Source organism: Lishizhenia tianjinensis, assembly GCF_900116425.1.
Classification (GTDB): domain Bacteria; phylum Bacteroidota; class Bacteroidia; order Flavobacteriales_D; family Crocinitomicaceae; genus Lishizhenia; species Lishizhenia tianjinensis.
Genome location: NZ_FPAS01000002.1, coordinates 124,797 through 141,561 on the forward strand (window position 1 = coordinate 124,797; position 16,765 = coordinate 141,561).

At 38.2% G+C, this 16,765-nt stretch carries 19 protein-coding genes; 8 read left to right on the plus strand and 11 right to left on the minus strand.

What is annotated here, in order from left to right; genetic code table 11:
• Window positions 1–151: 151 nt before the first annotated feature.
• The 3 genes from BM327_RS07270 to BM327_RS07280 all read left to right on the plus strand — a co-directional run bounded on the left by BM327_RS07270 (window position 152) and on the right by BM327_RS07280 (window position 4,201).
• Window positions 152–3,121, plus strand: a complete 2,970-nt coding sequence (locus BM327_RS07270) for a M1 family metallopeptidase (RefSeq protein ID WP_090247711.1) — start codon at window positions 152–154, stop codon at window positions 3,119–3,121.
• Between the two features lie 189 nt (window positions 3,122–3,310).
• Window positions 3,311–3,724, plus strand: a complete 414-nt coding sequence (locus tag BM327_RS07275; protein ID WP_090247712.1) for a hypothetical protein — start codon at window positions 3,311–3,313, stop codon at window positions 3,722–3,724.
• A gap of 12 nt (window positions 3,725–3,736) precedes the next feature.
• Window positions 3,737–4,201 (plus strand): hypothetical protein, encoded by a 465-nt coding sequence (locus tag BM327_RS07280; RefSeq protein ID WP_090247713.1) that lies wholly within the window; start codon window positions 3,737–3,739, stop codon window positions 4,199–4,201.
• A 120-nt stretch (window positions 4,202–4,321) separates the two neighbouring features.
• Here the strand turns inward: BM327_RS07280 and nadD are convergent, their stop codons facing one another.
• The 9 genes from nadD to BM327_RS15850 all read right to left on the minus strand — a co-directional run bounded on the left by nadD (window position 4,322) and on the right by BM327_RS15850 (window position 10,841).
• Complete coding sequence (nadD, locus tag BM327_RS07285) at window positions 4,322–4,927, minus strand: nicotinate (nicotinamide) nucleotide adenylyltransferase (RefSeq protein WP_090247714.1); 606 nt, start codon at window positions 4,925–4,927, stop codon at window positions 4,322–4,324.
• 3 nt (window positions 4,928–4,930) lie between these two features.
• Window positions 4,931–5,503, minus strand: a complete 573-nt coding sequence (gene gmk / locus BM327_RS07290; protein WP_090247715.1) for a guanylate kinase — start codon at window positions 5,501–5,503, stop codon at window positions 4,931–4,933.
• Between the two features lie 77 nt (window positions 5,504–5,580).
• The gene (locus BM327_RS07295; protein ID WP_211664720.1) at window positions 5,581–6,438 is read right to left on the minus strand and encodes a YicC/YloC family endoribonuclease; all 858 of its coding nucleotides are present in this window, start codon (window positions 6,436–6,438) and stop codon (window positions 5,581–5,583) included.
• 21 nt (window positions 6,439–6,459) lie between these two features.
• On the minus strand, window positions 6,460–7,446 hold the full coding sequence (locus tag BM327_RS07300) for a DMT family transporter (protein ID WP_139230290.1): 987 nt from the start codon (window positions 7,444–7,446) through the stop codon (window positions 6,460–6,462).
• Window positions 7,446–7,799, minus strand: coding sequence for an arsenate reductase family protein (locus BM327_RS07305; RefSeq protein WP_090248897.1), 354 nt, complete (start codon window positions 7,797–7,799; stop codon window positions 7,446–7,448). Before BM327_RS07305 ends, BM327_RS07300 begins: the two co-directional genes overlap by 1 nt.
• 338 nt (window positions 7,800–8,137) lie before the next feature.
• The gene (locus BM327_RS07310) at window positions 8,138–8,992 is read right to left on the minus strand and encodes a hypothetical protein (protein WP_139230291.1); all 855 of its coding nucleotides are present in this window, start codon (window positions 8,990–8,992) and stop codon (window positions 8,138–8,140) included.
• A gap of 99 nt (window positions 8,993–9,091) precedes the next feature.
• Window positions 9,092–10,144, minus strand: coding sequence for a M42 family metallopeptidase (locus tag BM327_RS07315; RefSeq protein WP_090247719.1), 1,053 nt, complete (start codon window positions 10,142–10,144; stop codon window positions 9,092–9,094).
• 80 nt (window positions 10,145–10,224) lie between these two features.
• Window positions 10,225–10,671: a nucleoside deaminase gene (locus tag BM327_RS07320; protein ID WP_090247720.1), complete on the minus strand. Its 447-nt coding sequence runs from the start codon at window positions 10,669–10,671 to the stop codon at window positions 10,225–10,227.
• The gene (locus tag BM327_RS15850; protein ID WP_170853707.1) at window positions 10,668–10,841 is read right to left on the minus strand and encodes a hypothetical protein; all 174 of its coding nucleotides are present in this window, start codon (window positions 10,839–10,841) and stop codon (window positions 10,668–10,670) included. Before BM327_RS15850 ends, BM327_RS07320 begins: the two co-directional genes overlap by 4 nt.
• 114 nt (window positions 10,842–10,955) lie before the next feature.
• Between BM327_RS15850 and BM327_RS07325 the strand changes: the two genes are divergently transcribed.
• The 5 genes from BM327_RS07325 to BM327_RS07345 all read left to right on the plus strand — a co-directional run bounded on the left by BM327_RS07325 (window position 10,956) and on the right by BM327_RS07345 (window position 14,371).
• The gene (locus tag BM327_RS07325) at window positions 10,956–11,195 is read left to right on the plus strand and encodes a hypothetical protein (protein ID WP_090247721.1); all 240 of its coding nucleotides are present in this window, start codon (window positions 10,956–10,958) and stop codon (window positions 11,193–11,195) included.
• Window positions 11,196–11,291: 96 nt separating this feature from the next.
• Window positions 11,292–11,657 carry a hypothetical protein gene (locus BM327_RS07330; RefSeq protein WP_090247722.1) on the plus strand — a complete coding sequence of 122 codons (366 nt, stop codon included), beginning with the start codon at window positions 11,292–11,294 and terminating at the stop codon, window positions 11,655–11,657.
• Window positions 11,658–11,662: 5 nt separating this feature from the next.
• On the plus strand, window positions 11,663–12,553 hold the full coding sequence (locus BM327_RS07335) for a hypothetical protein (RefSeq protein WP_090247723.1): 891 nt from the start codon (window positions 11,663–11,665) through the stop codon (window positions 12,551–12,553).
• Between the two features lie 49 nt (window positions 12,554–12,602).
• Window positions 12,603–13,628, plus strand: a complete 1,026-nt coding sequence (gene galE / locus BM327_RS07340; protein WP_090247724.1) for a UDP-glucose 4-epimerase GalE — start codon at window positions 12,603–12,605, stop codon at window positions 13,626–13,628.
• Window positions 13,625–14,371 (plus strand): outer membrane beta-barrel protein, encoded by a 747-nt coding sequence (locus tag BM327_RS07345; RefSeq protein ID WP_090247725.1) that lies wholly within the window; start codon window positions 13,625–13,627, stop codon window positions 14,369–14,371. Before galE ends, BM327_RS07345 begins: the two co-directional genes overlap by 4 nt.
• A gap of 266 nt (window positions 14,372–14,637) precedes the next feature.
• On the opposite strand, the gene BM327_RS07350 is transcribed toward BM327_RS07345, so the two are convergent.
• Both BM327_RS07350 and BM327_RS07355 read right to left on the minus strand, forming a co-directional pair.
• Window positions 14,638–15,423 carry a DUF3050 domain-containing protein gene (locus tag BM327_RS07350; protein ID WP_090247726.1) on the minus strand — a complete coding sequence of 262 codons (786 nt, stop codon included), beginning with the start codon at window positions 15,421–15,423 and terminating at the stop codon, window positions 14,638–14,640.
• Between the two features lie 303 nt (window positions 15,424–15,726).
• A complete protein-coding gene (locus tag BM327_RS07355; protein WP_090247727.1) occupies window positions 15,727–16,728 on the minus strand; it encodes an aspartate-semialdehyde dehydrogenase in 1,002 nt (333 codons plus the stop codon).
• Between the last annotated feature and the right edge of the window lie 37 nt (window positions 16,729–16,765).

Here is a 16,765-nt window from a genome sequence, read left to right on the forward strand (position 1 = left end):
CTTCCTTTTGGGAGTTGGTTTTTTTGTGCTCCAATTTCCTGTAACCGTTTATATCAAACTTGCATCTTTTCATAAGGCATCTAGCGCTTTCAACTGAATTTAATATGTGACATAGTTGCTTTTCTGTATCTTCGAAAGAAAATACAATCTTATGCGTCATATTTTTACTTTTTTAAGTGTGCTGTTGGCAGCAAATGTTGCACTTGCGCAAGACTACTTTCAACAAGAAGTGAATTATAAAATAGATGTGAAACTGGACGACCAAAATCACATGCTTCGTGGTTTCGAATACATCGAATACTACAACAATTCTTCAGACACGCTCAAGGCTATTAAAATGCACTTGTGGCCCAATACCTACAAAAATGCATCTACTGCCTTGGCTAAACAAAAGCAGAAAAGAGGAGATAACGGACTCATCTTTGCCGAAGAAGCAGATAGAGGTTGGATAGATTCTTTAGATTTTAAAGCGAATGGAAAAGCACTTGCTTTAACCTATGATGAAAAACACATAGATGTGGCTACTTTGACTTTAAATGAAGCCTTGTTACCAGGACAAAAAATCATCATTTCTACGCCTTTCAAAGTAAAATTACCCAATGCAAAATACTCGCGTTTGGGTCACGTAGAAGAATCTTACATGATTACACAATGGTATCCTAAACCAGCGGTATATGACAAAGACGGTTGGCATGCTATGCCTTACTTAAACCAAGGAGAGTTTTACTCAGAATACGGTTCATTTGAGGTGAGTATTACCCTACCTAAAAACTACGTAGTTGGAGCAACAGGAGATTTACAAAACCCTGCAGAAAAAGCTTGGTTAAAAGCGAAAGCAGATTCTACACTACAACAATTTAAAGATGCCGCTTTCAAAAATGGAGCGAGTATGGATTTCCCTGCTTCTTCGAAAGAATACAAAACTTTGACTTACAAACAAGCTAAGGTACACGACTTTGCCTGGTTTGCCGATAAGCGATTTGAAGTACTACAAGGTGAAGTAGAGTTGCCACATTCTAAAAGAAAGGTGACTTCTTATGCCATGTTTACACCAAAAAACAGAATGTTGTGGGAAGATGCCATCGAATACATCAATGATGGGACGTACTATTATTCTTTATGGAATGGAGATTACCCATATAACCAAGTAACGGCTGTGGATGGAACTATAGCTGCAGGTGGTGGAATGGAATACCCGAACGTAACTGTAATTGGAAATACGGGGAATAAAGAAGCCTTGGAAGTAGTAATCGTGCACGAAGTGGGACACAACTGGTTTTACGGTATCTTAGGTTCTAATGAACGTACACATCCTTGGATGGATGAAGGATTGAACACCTTAAATGAAGTACGATACATCCAAACGAAATACCCAGACAATACGCGTTTAGCAGACATGGTTGCCAACGGTAGATTCCGTTTCCACGGGTGTGATTACCACGACCAAAATGACGTAATGTTCAGAACCGTTCAAGGGTTGGGTATAGATCAGCCGATGGATTTACATTCAGATGATTTTGCCTCTGTGAATTACGGGATAATCGTTTACCAAAAAACTGGGTTAGTTTTCGATTACCTGAAAGAATATTTGGGAGAAGAAAAGTTCGATGCCATCATGCATGCTTACTACCAAAAATGGAAGTTTAAACACCCACAGCCCGAAGATTTACGAGCGTGTTTTGAGGAAGCAACTGGAGAAGATTTTACTTGGTTGTTCGAAGATATTATCAAGACAGCGAATGAAATAGATTACAAGTTGAAACGTGTAAAAGCGAAAGATGGAAATACAGAAGTTGTGGTAAAACACAAAGGTCATGTTCACGGACCAATTCCTGTACAACTAATTACGCCAGAAGGTGATACCCTTACAAAATGGGCTACTTCAGAAGGTAGGAAAGAACGTGTGACTTTTGAAAATGCTGAAGCTGCAGAAGTTGTTGTAGACATAAATACGCAAGTTCCAGAATTGAACAGAACCAACAACACCTGGAAGAAAGATTGGTTCATTAACAAAGTAGAGCCTTTTAAACTGAATCCTATGTTTACGGCCAACCGTAGAGATGAAAGTAACTTGGCTTGGTCTCCAGCCATTGGATTTAACACCAGCGATAAGTTTATGATAGGAGCAAGTTTGCATAACCTGCAATTGGCACCCAATAAATTTACTTTCTTGTTAACGCCTATGTATTCTATAGGTCGACAAAATTTGAGTGGTATGGGTGAATTGATTTACACCTTTAGACCAGCCAATGTAGTTCGTTTAGGGAAAGCAGGTTTGTCTATGAAGACCTTTAAAGATGTAGATTCATTAAGCAGAAACAACGCGAACTACTACGCCTTAAACCCTTACTTAAATTTGACCTTAGGAAAGCGAGGAGCACAAAGTAAACACCACAACCGTTTGTTGTTGCAGGGGATGTATAAAATGACGCGTAGAACGGCTACCAATATTGAGGAGATTGGAGCGTTTGCAGATTATAAGTATACCTATAAGCGTCCGAACCACTTGTTTGTGGCAAATGCTAGAGCGAGTTACTTGCAATCTAACTTGAACGATGAAATGGCAAGAGCTTCTATAGAATTGAAATACAAATGGAACTACTACATCAAAAAGAAAAGAAACTACATAGAGCTTCGTGCCTTTGCGTTGAATAACTTTATTTACGCTGTAAACAGCGCCTACAATGCCAATAGGTATGCAGCACCTGTTTCTGGTAAAACGGGAGCGCAAGATTTGTTTATGGAAGAGTACTACTTTGGTAGAAATGAAGTAAACGGAATGTGGGCCAACCAACACAACAACGATATGGGTGGGTTTGGTTCAGCTAGCGGACTTACAGCCAATGAAAGCATGGTGATGGCAAACTTCTATGCGCCACTGCCTGTATTAACACATTTAGTAGGTGTGTTTGCAGATTATGGTATGATTTCTAACAACGGAGTGCAACAAGAAGTGTATGATCTTGGTTTAGGTATAAGAATGGGAGATGTTTTCGGAATTTATTTTCCATTGGTACAAAGCACCAATTTACAGAATAGCAATTACGCACAAAGCATAAAATTCTCATTAAAGTTCAATTTGACCAATAAAGGTTTAATAGAACAAATTTTGGATAAATAGTCCGAAATCTTTTGTTGATTTTCTCCGCTTCAGTTTTCTGGGGCGGAGTTTTTTGTTTAAGGATGGAATGATAAAGGAGAAGAGATAAGTCAAAAGTGCTCAATGAATTTAGACGTAGTCTCAGGCTTTTACGAGTTACATTTTATTAAAGATTTATGTATATTGTTGCAGCTAATTTAATCACTACACATGGAAAATGAAATACTAGACGACCATCACACGGATGGTATAGCTGTAAATTACGACCTTAGAAAGGTCTTGTTTAAACTCATCAATAACAGCAAGTTTTTAGGAATAACTTATTTATTCGTGGCGAGTATTTATGCCATTTTACTTTTAAAGCAATTTGTAAATTCCGATTTTCTGGGCATTTTCATCGGGGTAATGTTGGCCATTCTTTTATTTCTTTTGTACTACGTATTATTTCATTTTCTCAACACGGCAGCGAATAAAATGAAAGTTGCATTGGAAAACGAAGAGCAAAAAGATCTAGATACTGCACTTAATAACTTGCGTTTGTACTATAAAATGAAGGGGATAATAATTATTTCAATTTTATCCTTACTTGTTGTAGTGTTTGCCATATTCTTGTTTAACAACTAAAACTATTACCAAATGGAAAGTACTGCAAATACCAAGGTGAAACAGCCTTTGTTGAACATCGGTCAACATACCGAAAACATTTTGTTATCTACGGGGAAGTGGTCGAAAATTATAAGTATCATTCTACTCGCTTTGTCGGTTATTTATTTTCTTTCTTTGATGATAGATGTTTTTTCTTCTTACAGTAGGTACAATAGTAATTTCTATTCCACATCGGGTGGAAATAAAAATGTCTTGCTGCGCATAATTTTTAGAAAACTTCCAGAACTAATAACGGGTGCTATAGTTTTGTCTATTTACCTCTATATGTTCGCCTTGTACAACAAGTTTGCGCGTCGTATTAAGTTGGCATTAAGTAATAAAGATCAAAGAGAATTGTTGGTTGCTGTAAAAAGTATGAGTGTTTTATTCTTAGTGCAAGCCACACTAATTTGTGTGTCGGTAACCCTGATGCTTCTTTTGATGTTTGTTATTTAGGGGAGGATTGTCAATACCACTTACTCCTGCGAAATACCGTTTTCACTGCTTCTCGAGAAAATACTTGTGGTAAGATGTGCTTCGTGTTTTCGAAATAATTAGTCCTCTAGAAATCTAAATTTATCCTTTATAAAAATTCATCTCATCGATGTATTTCAACACGGGTTGGGGAAGGAGGTAACGGACGTCTCGTTCATTTTTAATGGCTTTGCGTATGTAACTACTACTGATTTTCATCAAAGGAGCATCGGCGCAAAAATGTACGTTGGGATGGTCTTGTAAGGTATTATATTCGGTTTTTTCTTTTTCTAATTCCTGTACAGTAAGCACACGGGGATAAACGTAGATTTCATAGCGCTCTAGAATTTGTTCATAGTTTTTCCATTTGTGGAAAGTGCGCAAATTGTCTTCTCCCATTATAAGTACAAACTCATGCGTAGGATGTTTTTCTTTAAGGTAGGCCAGGGTGTTGGCGGTGTAGGAAGGTTGTTCGAGTTTAAACTCAATGTCAGAAGCTCTAAGATTATCATTATCCTCGATGGCCTCGTTTACCAAGGCCAATCGGTGATAATCTTCTAATAAACTTTTCTTCTTTTTCAGTGGATTGTGGGGAGAAACAACCATCCAAACTTGGTCCATGTCTGTTGTGTCAACCATGTGGTTGGCAATAATTAAATGACCAATGTGTATGGGGTTAAAACTTCCGAAATACAATCCTACTTTCATAACTTATGCTTTGATGAATGCCCCAACTAATTTCTCTGCTTCTTCCAAAGCATGCTCTAGGTTGTCATTCACTAAAATATGATCAAATTCTGGCGCGTAAGAAAGCTCTTCTCTGGCTTTCGACATACGTTGGTTGATCTTCTCTTCACTTTCTGTACTTCTGTAGCGCAAACGCTTCTCTAATTCATCGTAAGAAGGGGGTTGAACGAAGATGGCCAAAGCTTTGTCACCAAAGTATTTCTTCAAGTTCAATCCTCCAATAACATCTACGTCAAAAATTACGGTTTTACCTTCGTTCCAAATGCGTTCGATTTCGCTTTTCAAGGTTCCGTAGTAATTGTTGGTGTAAACTTCTTCCCACTCTAAAAAGGCATTGTCTAAAATTGCTTGTTGAAATTTTGCCAATCCTAAAAAGTGGTAATCTTTCCCATCCACTTCATTGGGTCTAGGATCTCTAGAACACGCCGAAATAGAAAAAGATAAACCTAAATCTTGTTTCAATAAATGTTGTACGATGGTCGTTTTCCCTGCTCCAGATGGCGCTGAGAATATGATGCATTTTCCTTCTTTGTTCATTCTGTACTAATTAAGAATGAAGAATACAGAATTAAGAATATTGGCTAATTCTTAACTCTTAATTCTAAATTCTGAATTTAAAGTGTGTTTAACACTTGTTCTTTAATCTTCTCTAAATTATCTTTCATGTTCACTACGATTTTCTGTAAATCAACATGGTAAGATTTACTTCCTAGGGTATTGATTTCTCTACCAATTTCTTGAGAGATGAAACCTAATTTTTTACCCACAGGAATGTCTGATTGGTTCATGGTTTCTATGAAGTAATCCAAGTGGTTGGCCAACCTTACTTTTTCTTCAGAAACATCCAATTTTTCGATGTAATAGATCAACTCTTGTTCAAATCTGTTCTCATCTATGCTTTGTGCATTGTTGTCTTCAAAACCTTTACGCATACGCTCTTTGATGATGTCTATACGTAAATCTTCGTACTTCGGAACTTCATCTAACAAGGTTTTGATGGTCGTAATTCTATCCGTAAAATCTTGGGCCAATGAAACACCTTCTTGAGCTCTAAAATCAACCAATTTTTGTAAAGCTTCATCTAATAACTCCATCAAGTAGTTACTTTCTTCTTCGCTTAATTCTTCGGTTTGGTTAATGTAGATTTCTGGCATGCGCAATACCATAGGCAAGAGGTCTTGCTCTTCTTCTAAGTCGGCAGACAATTGCTTTAAATCTTTGTAATAAGCCTTGGCCAAAGCTTGGTTAATGACATAGTTTGCCGTAGCTCCGGTGTTTTCTATGTTAATGCTTAACTCTGTTTTACCACGGTCTAAAACTTGACCTACTTTCTTACGTAGCTCTAATTCTAGCGGTTTGTAAAGTGGTGCTATACGCGCAGTTAAATCTAAATTCTTGCTGTTTAAAGAACGAACTTCAACAACAATTTTTTTATCCTTATAATTTCCTGTGGCTTTTCCGTAGCCTGTCATGGATTGAAGCATACTCTAATCTCAATTTTGCTGGTCAACAGCATTAATAGTTGGTTCAACTTTGGCATTGTTATGCGCCAAAGCTTTACGTTTTTTATTTTCGAGGTAGGTAGAACGTGAAGTAATAAAAACTCCCGCAAATACCAATAACATATACAGCACTTTTTCTAGGGATACACTTCCAGAATCATCATCAGAAATACCGATGTAGAAAAAGAAGAAGGCGAAGAAAATGGCCAGTATAGGTTGCAAATATATGTAAGATCCAGAAACTGTTGGACTTACATGTTGCAATGCAAATATATTAAAGAGGTAGGCCACAAAGGTAACCCCTACAATTACAAAGATGATTTTTCCTATGATGGGTCCCGTGAAACTGGCAAAATCAGTTGCCAAAAGTTCGGGTACGGTTAAAGGGAAAAGTGTTATTAAGATAAGTCCAAAGGTCATTACATAGGTTAAAACCGTTAGAGGTTTATATTTTTCCATGAGTGACTTGGCCAAGATAAGGTAGATACTGTAGCTCGCCGCATTGATGAAGATGAACAAATCACCTAAGGCAGAATCTACAGCAGGATTGCTCCCTGCTAAAGTCAAACTAATAGCGCCAATAGCACCGATGATAATTCCAGATATCTTCATTTTGCTCAGTGCTTCCTTACGAATAAAGAAAGCCAAAACTGCCACAATAATAGGGGTGCTGGTCATAATAATAGACGCGTTAATTCCCGAGGTTAAACTCAATCCATTAAAAAAGAAGAGCTGGTTCATGGCAATACCAAACAAGCCGCAGGCTGCTATGGTTAACCAATCTTTTTTGGCAATTTTCTCTCGTTTTTGGAACATTAAAATAATCCAAAAGAGAAGAGAGGCTCCTGCCACACGCATGAAGATAAAGGCATTTGGACCTAAATAATTCGGCATAACATCTTTGGCCAATATGTAATTGGCACCGTAAATCATGTTTACGCAGAAAAGGGCCAGATGGGCAATGATTACATTTCTCACTAAGCTTGGTACGCTTTTTTGGCAGCCTCTACTACCTTTTTAGAATTTCCTACAAACACTTCATCTTCTAAGATAATGAATGGACGTTTTAAGAAGGTGTATTCTTCTAACATGTACTTTTTGTAATCAGCCTCTGATAAATTCATTTCATTCAAGCCCATAGATCTATACTTCATAGCACGTTTGCTAAACAGGGCTTCGTAAGATCCTACTTTTTCTTTGATCATGTCTAAAGTAGCTTCGTCTATGTTCTCTTGTTTGATGTCTTGTAACTCAACATCACCCTTTAATTCTAGGTCGCTGATGATGCGTTGACAAGTGTTACACGATGATAAATGATATATTTTTTTCATAGCCTTTTCTTGAAGGGGCAAAGATAAGAGAAAAACAGTATTGAGCGTGAGCAAAGGCAGTATTGAGTGTGAGTTGGGAGTAGAGGACAAACAAGGATAGGATGGAAAGTGAGTGAAGCGAAGGCTTAGGTTGAACTGGTTTAAAGCGGCGACTAAAAGAAGCCCCTGTAAGCCTTGTGAATACTTAGCCTTGGGGAGTGAGCTTGGAAGGATAGCCTGGCCGTTTGCCAGCATCAGTTAATAATTCAAAATTTAAGGTTTAAAATTCAAAAATTATAGGGTGCAAAAAAGGCTGCCTTGTGGAAGACAGCCTTTCTAATTATTATTTGGGATAAGGATTAAAACCTGTAGTATGCACCAAAGTTGAACCCTACACTTGCTGATGATATTGTTTCCAAATTGTTGATGTTGCGCATCGTAAAATTAGGAGTGATTTCGGTGTACAAATGCATTTTGTTAAAGAAGGCATTGTTGTTAGCAATTCTAAAATCTACACCAATTGGAACATATGCAGTTAGTGAGGTATTGCTTCCGTTGGTATACGTTTCGCTTTCAGAATTATTAGTACTCCAGCTATGAGAGTTGCCACTTTGTGCACCAATAGTATATCCGTTTGAACCACTTCTTAAGTAGGTTTTACTGAATAAAGATGATCCGAACGATGCTCCAAGACCACCGTATAATGACCACCTTGCCTCTGAATTTGTTCTGAAAATGAGTGATGCATCAATAGATAACATGTCAAAATTGTGATGTACTGTAGTGTATTCAGAGTAGATAGAATCTATGTAGTACTCTTGACCGGTTTGTTGAGAAACAAGTGTGTCGTATGGATGTTTTGTTGAATTTCCTGATGAAGAATAATAACCTAAGGAATTGCTGTATGCAAGTCCTACACGTAATTCCATGTGTTTTCTAAAACCTGATTTTTCACGATCTCTAAATTGAAGTCCTACTCCTAATTTAAACGTGTTATTTCCAAAGTAGGTGTAAGAAGAACCAATGTTATCAGGTAATAATGTTGAATTTTCGCTTAATTTTTCGAAAGTTGCTTGTGATAGACCTGGTTCGAAAGAGCCTTGTGCACCGAGTGACATAAAGGCCTCATTAATTCTTAATGCTGGTGTAGTTGTTTGGGCAGCACCTAAAAAAGGAAGGCAGAGTCCCAAAACCAATAATTTGATAGTTTTCATGATTTTTAAGTTTGAAGCAAAACGCTTCATGTGTGATTATATTTTAAGTTGAAATGTTAAAAACGTCAATGACCCCTAAGCCATTGACGCTTTATAGTTTTATTTAAAACTCCAATCGTGAGTATCAATTTCTTGTATACACTTCGAAAGCAATTCTATAGAGTATTTAATGTCTTCTTTGTGGGCCATTTCTATAACTTGGTGCAAGTGACGTGTAGGAATACTCACGGCTCCGGCGATAGATCCACCTTCAGTCATACGTTGAATTCCTGCAGTATCTGTTCCTCCACCCGTTAAGATTTCTGGCTGCCATTTAATGCTGTGCTTGTTGGCTGTGTTCTTCATAAATTCTACCATACGGTAATCACAAATCGTAGAAGAGTCCATAATCTTGATGGCTGTTCCATCTCCTAAACTTGTAATTTTCTCATGCGGTTGAGCACCTGGTAAATCGTAGGCAATGGTAGTGTCTAATCCAAATCCAAAGTCTGGGTTAATTCTTAAAGCTGCTACGTTTGCCCCTCTAATACCTACTTCTTCCTGCACGGTAAATACTCCGTAGAAATCGTAAGGAATTTCTTTGTCCTTAAGGTATCTCAAGGTTTCGATAAGAATAAAAACAGCCAAACGGTTATCTAAAGATTTACAGTTTACACAATCTCCCATTTCTATTAGTCCGCGCTCACGAGTAATTGGGTCACCTACTTTTACCAATTTTTCAACTTCTTCTTTGGGTAGACCTGTGTCTATGAAGTAGTCGGTAATTTTTGAGACTTTGTTTCTTTCTTCGGTGGACATTACGTGTATAGGTTTAGAAGCCATAACACCCATAACATCTTCTTTACCGTGGATAATTACACGTTGAGCGGTTAAGGTTTTAGGGTCGAATCCACCTAAAGTATGAAAACGAATAAATCCTTTTTCGTCTATGTGGGTAACGATAAATCCTATTTCATCCATGTGGGCCCCCACCATCACGCGCTTGTCATTTTTTCCACGCTTGATGGCATATACATTCCCCATGTTGTCGAGTTCTACCTCGTCTGCTAGGTCTTTGATTTCTTCTAATACAACTTGTCTAATGCGTTGCTCAAACCCAGGAGCTCCTGGAGCCTCACATACGCGTTTCAATAAATCTATGTTAAAACTCATTTTTTCGGTTTTGACTTAAAGTTAATCTTCCTATTTGTTTTTTCTTATTTGATGAGCTGCAAGTATAACCTGAGTAAAGGCTATTTGCGCTTATTGGCAAAAAAACGTTGCATGATTTCGCTGCATTCTTCGGCCATGATACCCCCAGAAATTTCTGTTTTAGGATGGTAGAGCGAAGTATCGAACCTTCCAGCTCCTCGTTTATCATCGCTAGCACCATATACAATTTTACTGATTTGTGCCCAAGACAATGCTCCGGCACACATTACACAAGGCTCAAGTGTAACGTAGAGTGTACAATCAATGAGGTATTTTCCTCCTAAATGATTTGCCGCAGCGGTAATGGCTTGCATTTCTGCATGGGCGGTTACATCGTTGAGGACTTCGCTTAAATTATGACTACGCGCTATAATTTTCTTATTGGCAACCACAACGGCTCCAACAGGTATTTCATCTCTGTCAAATGCCTTTTGAGCTTCGGCCAAAGCTTGTTTCATAAAATACTCGTCGTTATACGGATCTATCATTCAGTTTCTATGCTAAAGTTTTCTATTTCTTGTGGAGTAACAGCTGTGGTTGGCTTTTCCATTTTGTTGCGTATCAAATACAAGAGTACAAGCAAGACAATACCGTAGATGAAATAACGGATAAAAAGTTTGTAGCTTTTTTTGTAATGCCTGTGTTGTTGTAAATCCATTGCAGCTGTGAAGATACTTAATTTAAGAGGAAGTTGAGGGATGAAAAAGGATAGAAAAAGCTTCTTTTTTTCGCATTGAAAAAATTCGTTAGATTTGTAGGAAACGCGCTATTCATGTTAAAAACATTACTACTTACTTCGGTAGTTGTACTTTTTTCTTCTTTCCAAGGGAAGGATGTGCCTGATCTGGCTGTACAAAACCAAGTCTATATTTGTAAGAGTACCAGTGCTCAGCGCTATCACTTAAAGAAGTCGTGCCGTGGATTGAACGCCTGCACCCACGACATTATTGCGGTGAGTTTAGCCACAGCAAAAGGGACCTATCAACGCAGCCTTTGTAAGTGGGAAGATTAACATAACGCGCAGCTATTCTACCCTTAACATTGATTTAAAAACTAAACCCAAACTATTTATGTATTAATTATTTTATTTGCTAAAACTGACAAACTTATGAAAGCAGTAATCTGTGAAAATTGCAAGGAAGAATTCAAAGGGAGATCTAACAAGAAGTTTTGTTCTTCTTCATGTAAAAATCAATTTCACAATCAACGCAACAAAGAGAAGAACGCCCTCTTTACGGCCTTGAACAGACAATTACAACGCAATTATTCCGTTTTAAATCAAACCTTTGATATTTACAGGTCATCACCGGTGAAGCTGGAGATATTGGAAAAACAGGGATTCTCAACCGATTACCACACCCACAATTTTAATGCACCAGATGGGTCGCGCTATGTGATGATTTATGATTTGGGTTACAAACATGCCTTTGATAATCAGGTGCAAATTGTACAAATGGAGGTGGAATTAAACTAAGGAGTATGAAAAAAACACTTGTATTTTCTTTGCTTGCATTGAGCTTGTTGGCCTGCAAGAAGGAAGATAATAATGACGACGGGACAAATAGTAATGAAGCGCCTAAAGTGGTTTTCCGATTAAAGTTAGACCCCAATCAGGAACGTACAGATAATTTGGGTAATCCTGCAACAGTACCCGCAAATCATGGAGCGCAAGATCCGAGTTACAATGCTTTTTCTATTCATTACATTGAGCTAGCACAAAATGCGTATACCCAATTGCAAGACGGGGAGGTGTGTTATATAGGAGCGCAAACTACGGCAGGTGGCGATAACGCTATAGATTACGATAAGGCAATTCGCGTTAATGACGGTGAGGTGTTGGCTGAAATTCCGATTGCAGATTTGAAGGCAGATACTTATGAGTGGATACGTGTTTCTGTGAGTTATCAAAATGCGGATATAGAATTTAGGGCTAATGGTATAGATGCCACAGCAACTTTGGCGTGTTTTCTAGGTTTCAACACCTACATTACAGATCATGTTATAAAAACGCAAACGGAAACGGTTAACAGCAATAAATTACAAGGCTATTGGGCCTTGGAAATCCACCCAAATGATGTGATTCAAAATCCTATTGTAAGCACGGGTGAGTCGGGACAAATTACAGTTCCCAACCCCTTGGCGGCAACTTCGCCCATTCCTCCTGGAAGTTGTGTGTTAACGGGCGACTTTGATCAAGACTTAGTGATTACAGGCAATGAAACAGAAGACATTATTGTTGACGTATCTTTCAGTACAAACAAAAGTATAGAATGGTACGACGCTGCCCAAAACAATATTTTTGAACCCTTGGATGGGGACTCTTTGGTGGACATGGGAATACGAGGAGTAAAGCCCATAGTCGTACAATAAAGTCTGTAGATCACCTCTTCCGGTTTCTATTTTTATTACTTTTGATTTCATGACCGAAAAGAAGTACGTTTTAGTAACTGGAGGAGCTGGTTATATTGGCTCTCACACCGTTTTAGCCTTAATCAATAATGGGTATGAACCTGTTATTTTAGATAATTATAGAAACGCAAATGAAAATGTTCCAGATCGTTTAGAACGAATTTCAGGCAGAAAGATAATTGCCGTTAAGGGTGCTTGTCAGGATGAAGAGTTATTGAATGAACTTGGTCAACAATATAATTTCTGGGGAGTCATTCATTTTGCTGCGGATAAAGCGGTAGGTGAATCAGTTCAAAAACCCCTGAAGTACTATGATAATAATTTAACAAGCTTCTTATCTATACTTAATTTCATGGAGAAATTTGAAATTAAGAATATTGTGTTTTCTAGCAGTTGTACCGTTTATGGAGCGGCAGATACAGCAATCGTAACCGAGGAAACACCCCTTGGAGCTCCGTTATCGCCATACGGTGCATCAAAGTTGTTTTGTGAGCAAATTTTAAAAGATAGTTTTGATAAAGGAACGGGTTTTAAGGTTGTATCATTAAGATATTTCAATCCAATAGGAGCTCATTCTTCAGGAATCATTGGAGAGGAACCACAGGGAGTACCGAATAATTTAATGCCCTATATAACCCAAACAGCAATAGGAGAAAGAGAAGCCTTAACTGTTTTCGGAAATGATTACCCTACGCCAGACGGTACATGCGTAAGAGATTATATACATGTGGTTGATTTGGCTGAAGCCCATGTTTTGGCATTGAATTATTTAGACCATCAAGACAATAAGTTTTGGGATGCTTTTAATTTAGGAACAGGTGTTGGTACCAGCGTAAAAGAATGTATAGATCTTTTCGCAAAAGTTACGGGAAAGGAAATTCCTTTTAAATACGGACCAAGAAGACCAGGAGATGTACCTCAAATTTATGCAAAGGTAGATAAGGCAAGAGATGTCTTAAAATGGGAAGCCAAATATGATGTTGCCTATGCCATAGAAACAGCTTGGAATTGGGAGCAAAAGAAAGATACTTTATGAAAATATTAATTGCATTATTGACTTTGATACTTGTAAGTACTGGTTTAAAAGCTCAGTATTTAGAGGAAGAACAAGGACTTGTTTCTCGATACAGACCGGGAGCCATGTGGTTTTACAGTGGTTTTAGTAATTATGATACCACTAAACTCCGCAAATACGATAGGTTAATTGTAGATATACTTTACAACGATTGGCAAGGAGATAGAAGCCCCCTAAAAAGTCCATGGAGTTCTATAGGTTTTAATGTGAACGTGATGTTTGATGTACCTTTTACCAAAGCCAATACCATAGGTTTAGGTTGGGGTGTGGCTTTTAGTCATTATAACAATAGAACACCCATAGGGTTTGAAAGTAACTACACGGAGGGCTCAACCACAACATTTCCCTTAATTTTTCCAAACAATTTAGATTGGAGTAAGTACAATGCCAATTATATTGAAATTCCATTGGAGTTGCGTTTTAGGACCAAAGGTTATCAGCATTTTAAATTTTTTGTAGGTGGTAAAATCGGTTATCAATTGAATGCGTATACCAAGACAAAAGAGACGATACAAGGAAAGAGTTACAAGTTTAAAAATTATAATTTTCCAGATAGAAACCCGCGGCGTTACGGACTAACGGCACGTGTAGGAATCAGAAATTGGAGTGTGTATGCGGCCTATTATTTTTCAGGTTTATTTACCCATGAGAACAGCGTGCAGTTATCGCCCATTACAGCAGGAATAAGCATAGCTTTGTTCTAAAAAAAATTATCTGGCACGGATTTCGTAATACCTAATTCGTCAGCACAAGTTGACATTAGGTTTCATAAGAATTTTGGGTTTAACGGAGGATGGCTTTTGCAGTTCTCCGTTTTTTTTGTGGCTGCTTTTACACGCTATCCATTTCTACTCTTCGGTATAAAATAGTTTCAGGTAGAAAAAAAGGGAAAAGCTTCTTTCGTCGCTCCTCCCTTTTTTACCTTCAATCTATTTTATCCCTGCGGGGTATACATTTCTATCGTTAGCAGTTAGGCTTCAACTTTTTTGTGGGCCTCAATTCTTGCATTAATTCCATTCCACAGTGCTATTCTATGATTCAGAGCTTCTTGAGCAATTTGTTCTACTTCTTGCCACTTCTGTTCGTCGTTACCACATAACTCAGCAATCATTTCTAAAGAAAGCGGACCATGTTCGTCTCCATCTAACTCTATGTGACGTTCAAGGTAATAGGTTAACTTGTTGTAGGCATCTTTACCTTCGTTTTGTTCAGCTTCTTTTACGATGGCTATGAACATATCCGGAATTACATCTTCTCTACCAAAGGTAAAGGCCGATGCAATTTTGTGTGCTTTCCCTTCTTCTAATAATGAAAAAGTGTAGTATACAAAGGCTTTTGTTGTGTCTGCAATCGCCAAATTCTCTAAAGCATTTGCTACAGGAGTACCTTGTTGTACGGCAGCAACAAATTGTTCAATTAGCAGTTTGTTTGCTCCAACTTGCTCCATAGCATCTAAGTACATTTCGTAGTGACTCTTCGGCTCGTTCAATTCATTCAAATCACTTTCTTCACCATGTACAATTTCATTGATGAAACGCGCAATTTTTGGATTTGCTACAGGAACCCATGGGGTTGTAGTACACGTTAAACTTTGTTGTAAGGCTTTCAGTAAAGACATAAAATCCCATACGGCGTACACATGCTCCTCCATGAAGTGTTGAATATCTTCTATGTTGTTAAGGTTAGCGTATAGTTTATGACTACGCAATTGGTCTACCAATGGAGCGATGCTCTTCTCAATTCTTTCTAAATGCATGTACTACAATTTTACAGTTTGCAAAAATAAGTTTTCTACCAAAGAACTACGTACAGTTTAGACTTTTGGATGTGACAAATGTTGAAAGTTTGATTTTCTACCAGCGGTAGGAGAGGAAACCCTGCAGGACTGAGAACCATGAAAGGGATTGGGGCTGTAGCGACCTTAGAAGCTGCTGGGCCAATTGTAGTTGAATTGTTTGAAGGCCGAAGCGTTGCAACGGATGACGCGATAGGGAGCCACAAAAAAAGGGAATACCTCAGCACTCCCTTTCTTTCGTTTATGAACAAAATCTTACGGTATTTACGCCATTTCTACGGTAAGAATATTATTTGCGATTAATTTTTTAGCGATCTGAACAGCGTTGGTTGCCGCACCTTTTCTAAGGTTATCTGCTACACACCACATGTTTAAAGTGTTGGCTTGAGATTCATCTCTACGGATACGTCCCACAAAAACATCGTCTTTACCAGCTGCGTATAAAGGCATTGGGTATGTGTTTGTTTCTGGAGAATCTTGTAAAGTTACCCCCTCTGTTTCGTGTAACATCTTGCGTACATCTGCCAAGTCGAAGTCCCTTTCGAACTCTACGTTGATCGCTTCTGAGTGTCCACCTTGAACAGGAACCCTAACTGCTGTAGCTGTAACGTTAATGTTGTTGTCCAAGATTTTCTTTGTTTCGTTGGTCAACTTCATTTCTTCTTTGGTATACCCGTTGTCTAAGAAAGAATCACAATGTGGCAAACAGTTTTGGTCAATAGGGTAAGGATAAGCCATTTCTCCGCTTTCTCCAGCTCTTTCATTCATCATTTGGTTTACCGCTGCTACTCCTGTTCCTGAGATAGATTGGTAAGTAGAAACTACCACACGCTTGATTCCGTAAGCCTTGTGCAAAGGTGCAAGAGCCATCAACATTTGGATGGTGCTGCAGTTAGGGTTGGCAATGATTTTATCTTCTGCTGTGATGCTGTCTCCGTTGATTTCTGGGATAACCAATTTCTTGGTTGGGTCCATACGCCATGCCGAAGAGTTATCGATAACCACGGTTCCAACTTCTGCAAATTTCGGAGCCCAAGCTAAACTTGTTTCTCCACCTGCGCTAAAAATAGCTACATCAGGAGCCATTTCAACAGCTGTTTCCAAACCAACCACTTGGTAAGTACTTCCACCAAATGCTATTTCTTTTCCTACAGATCTTTCTGATGCTACAGGAATCAACGTTGTGATCGGGAAATTTTGCTCGGCCAATACTTTTAACATTACTTGACCTACCATACCTGTTACACCAACAACCGCTACTCTCATTATTTATTGCTTAAAAATTGTTCTACTTACGTGTTCT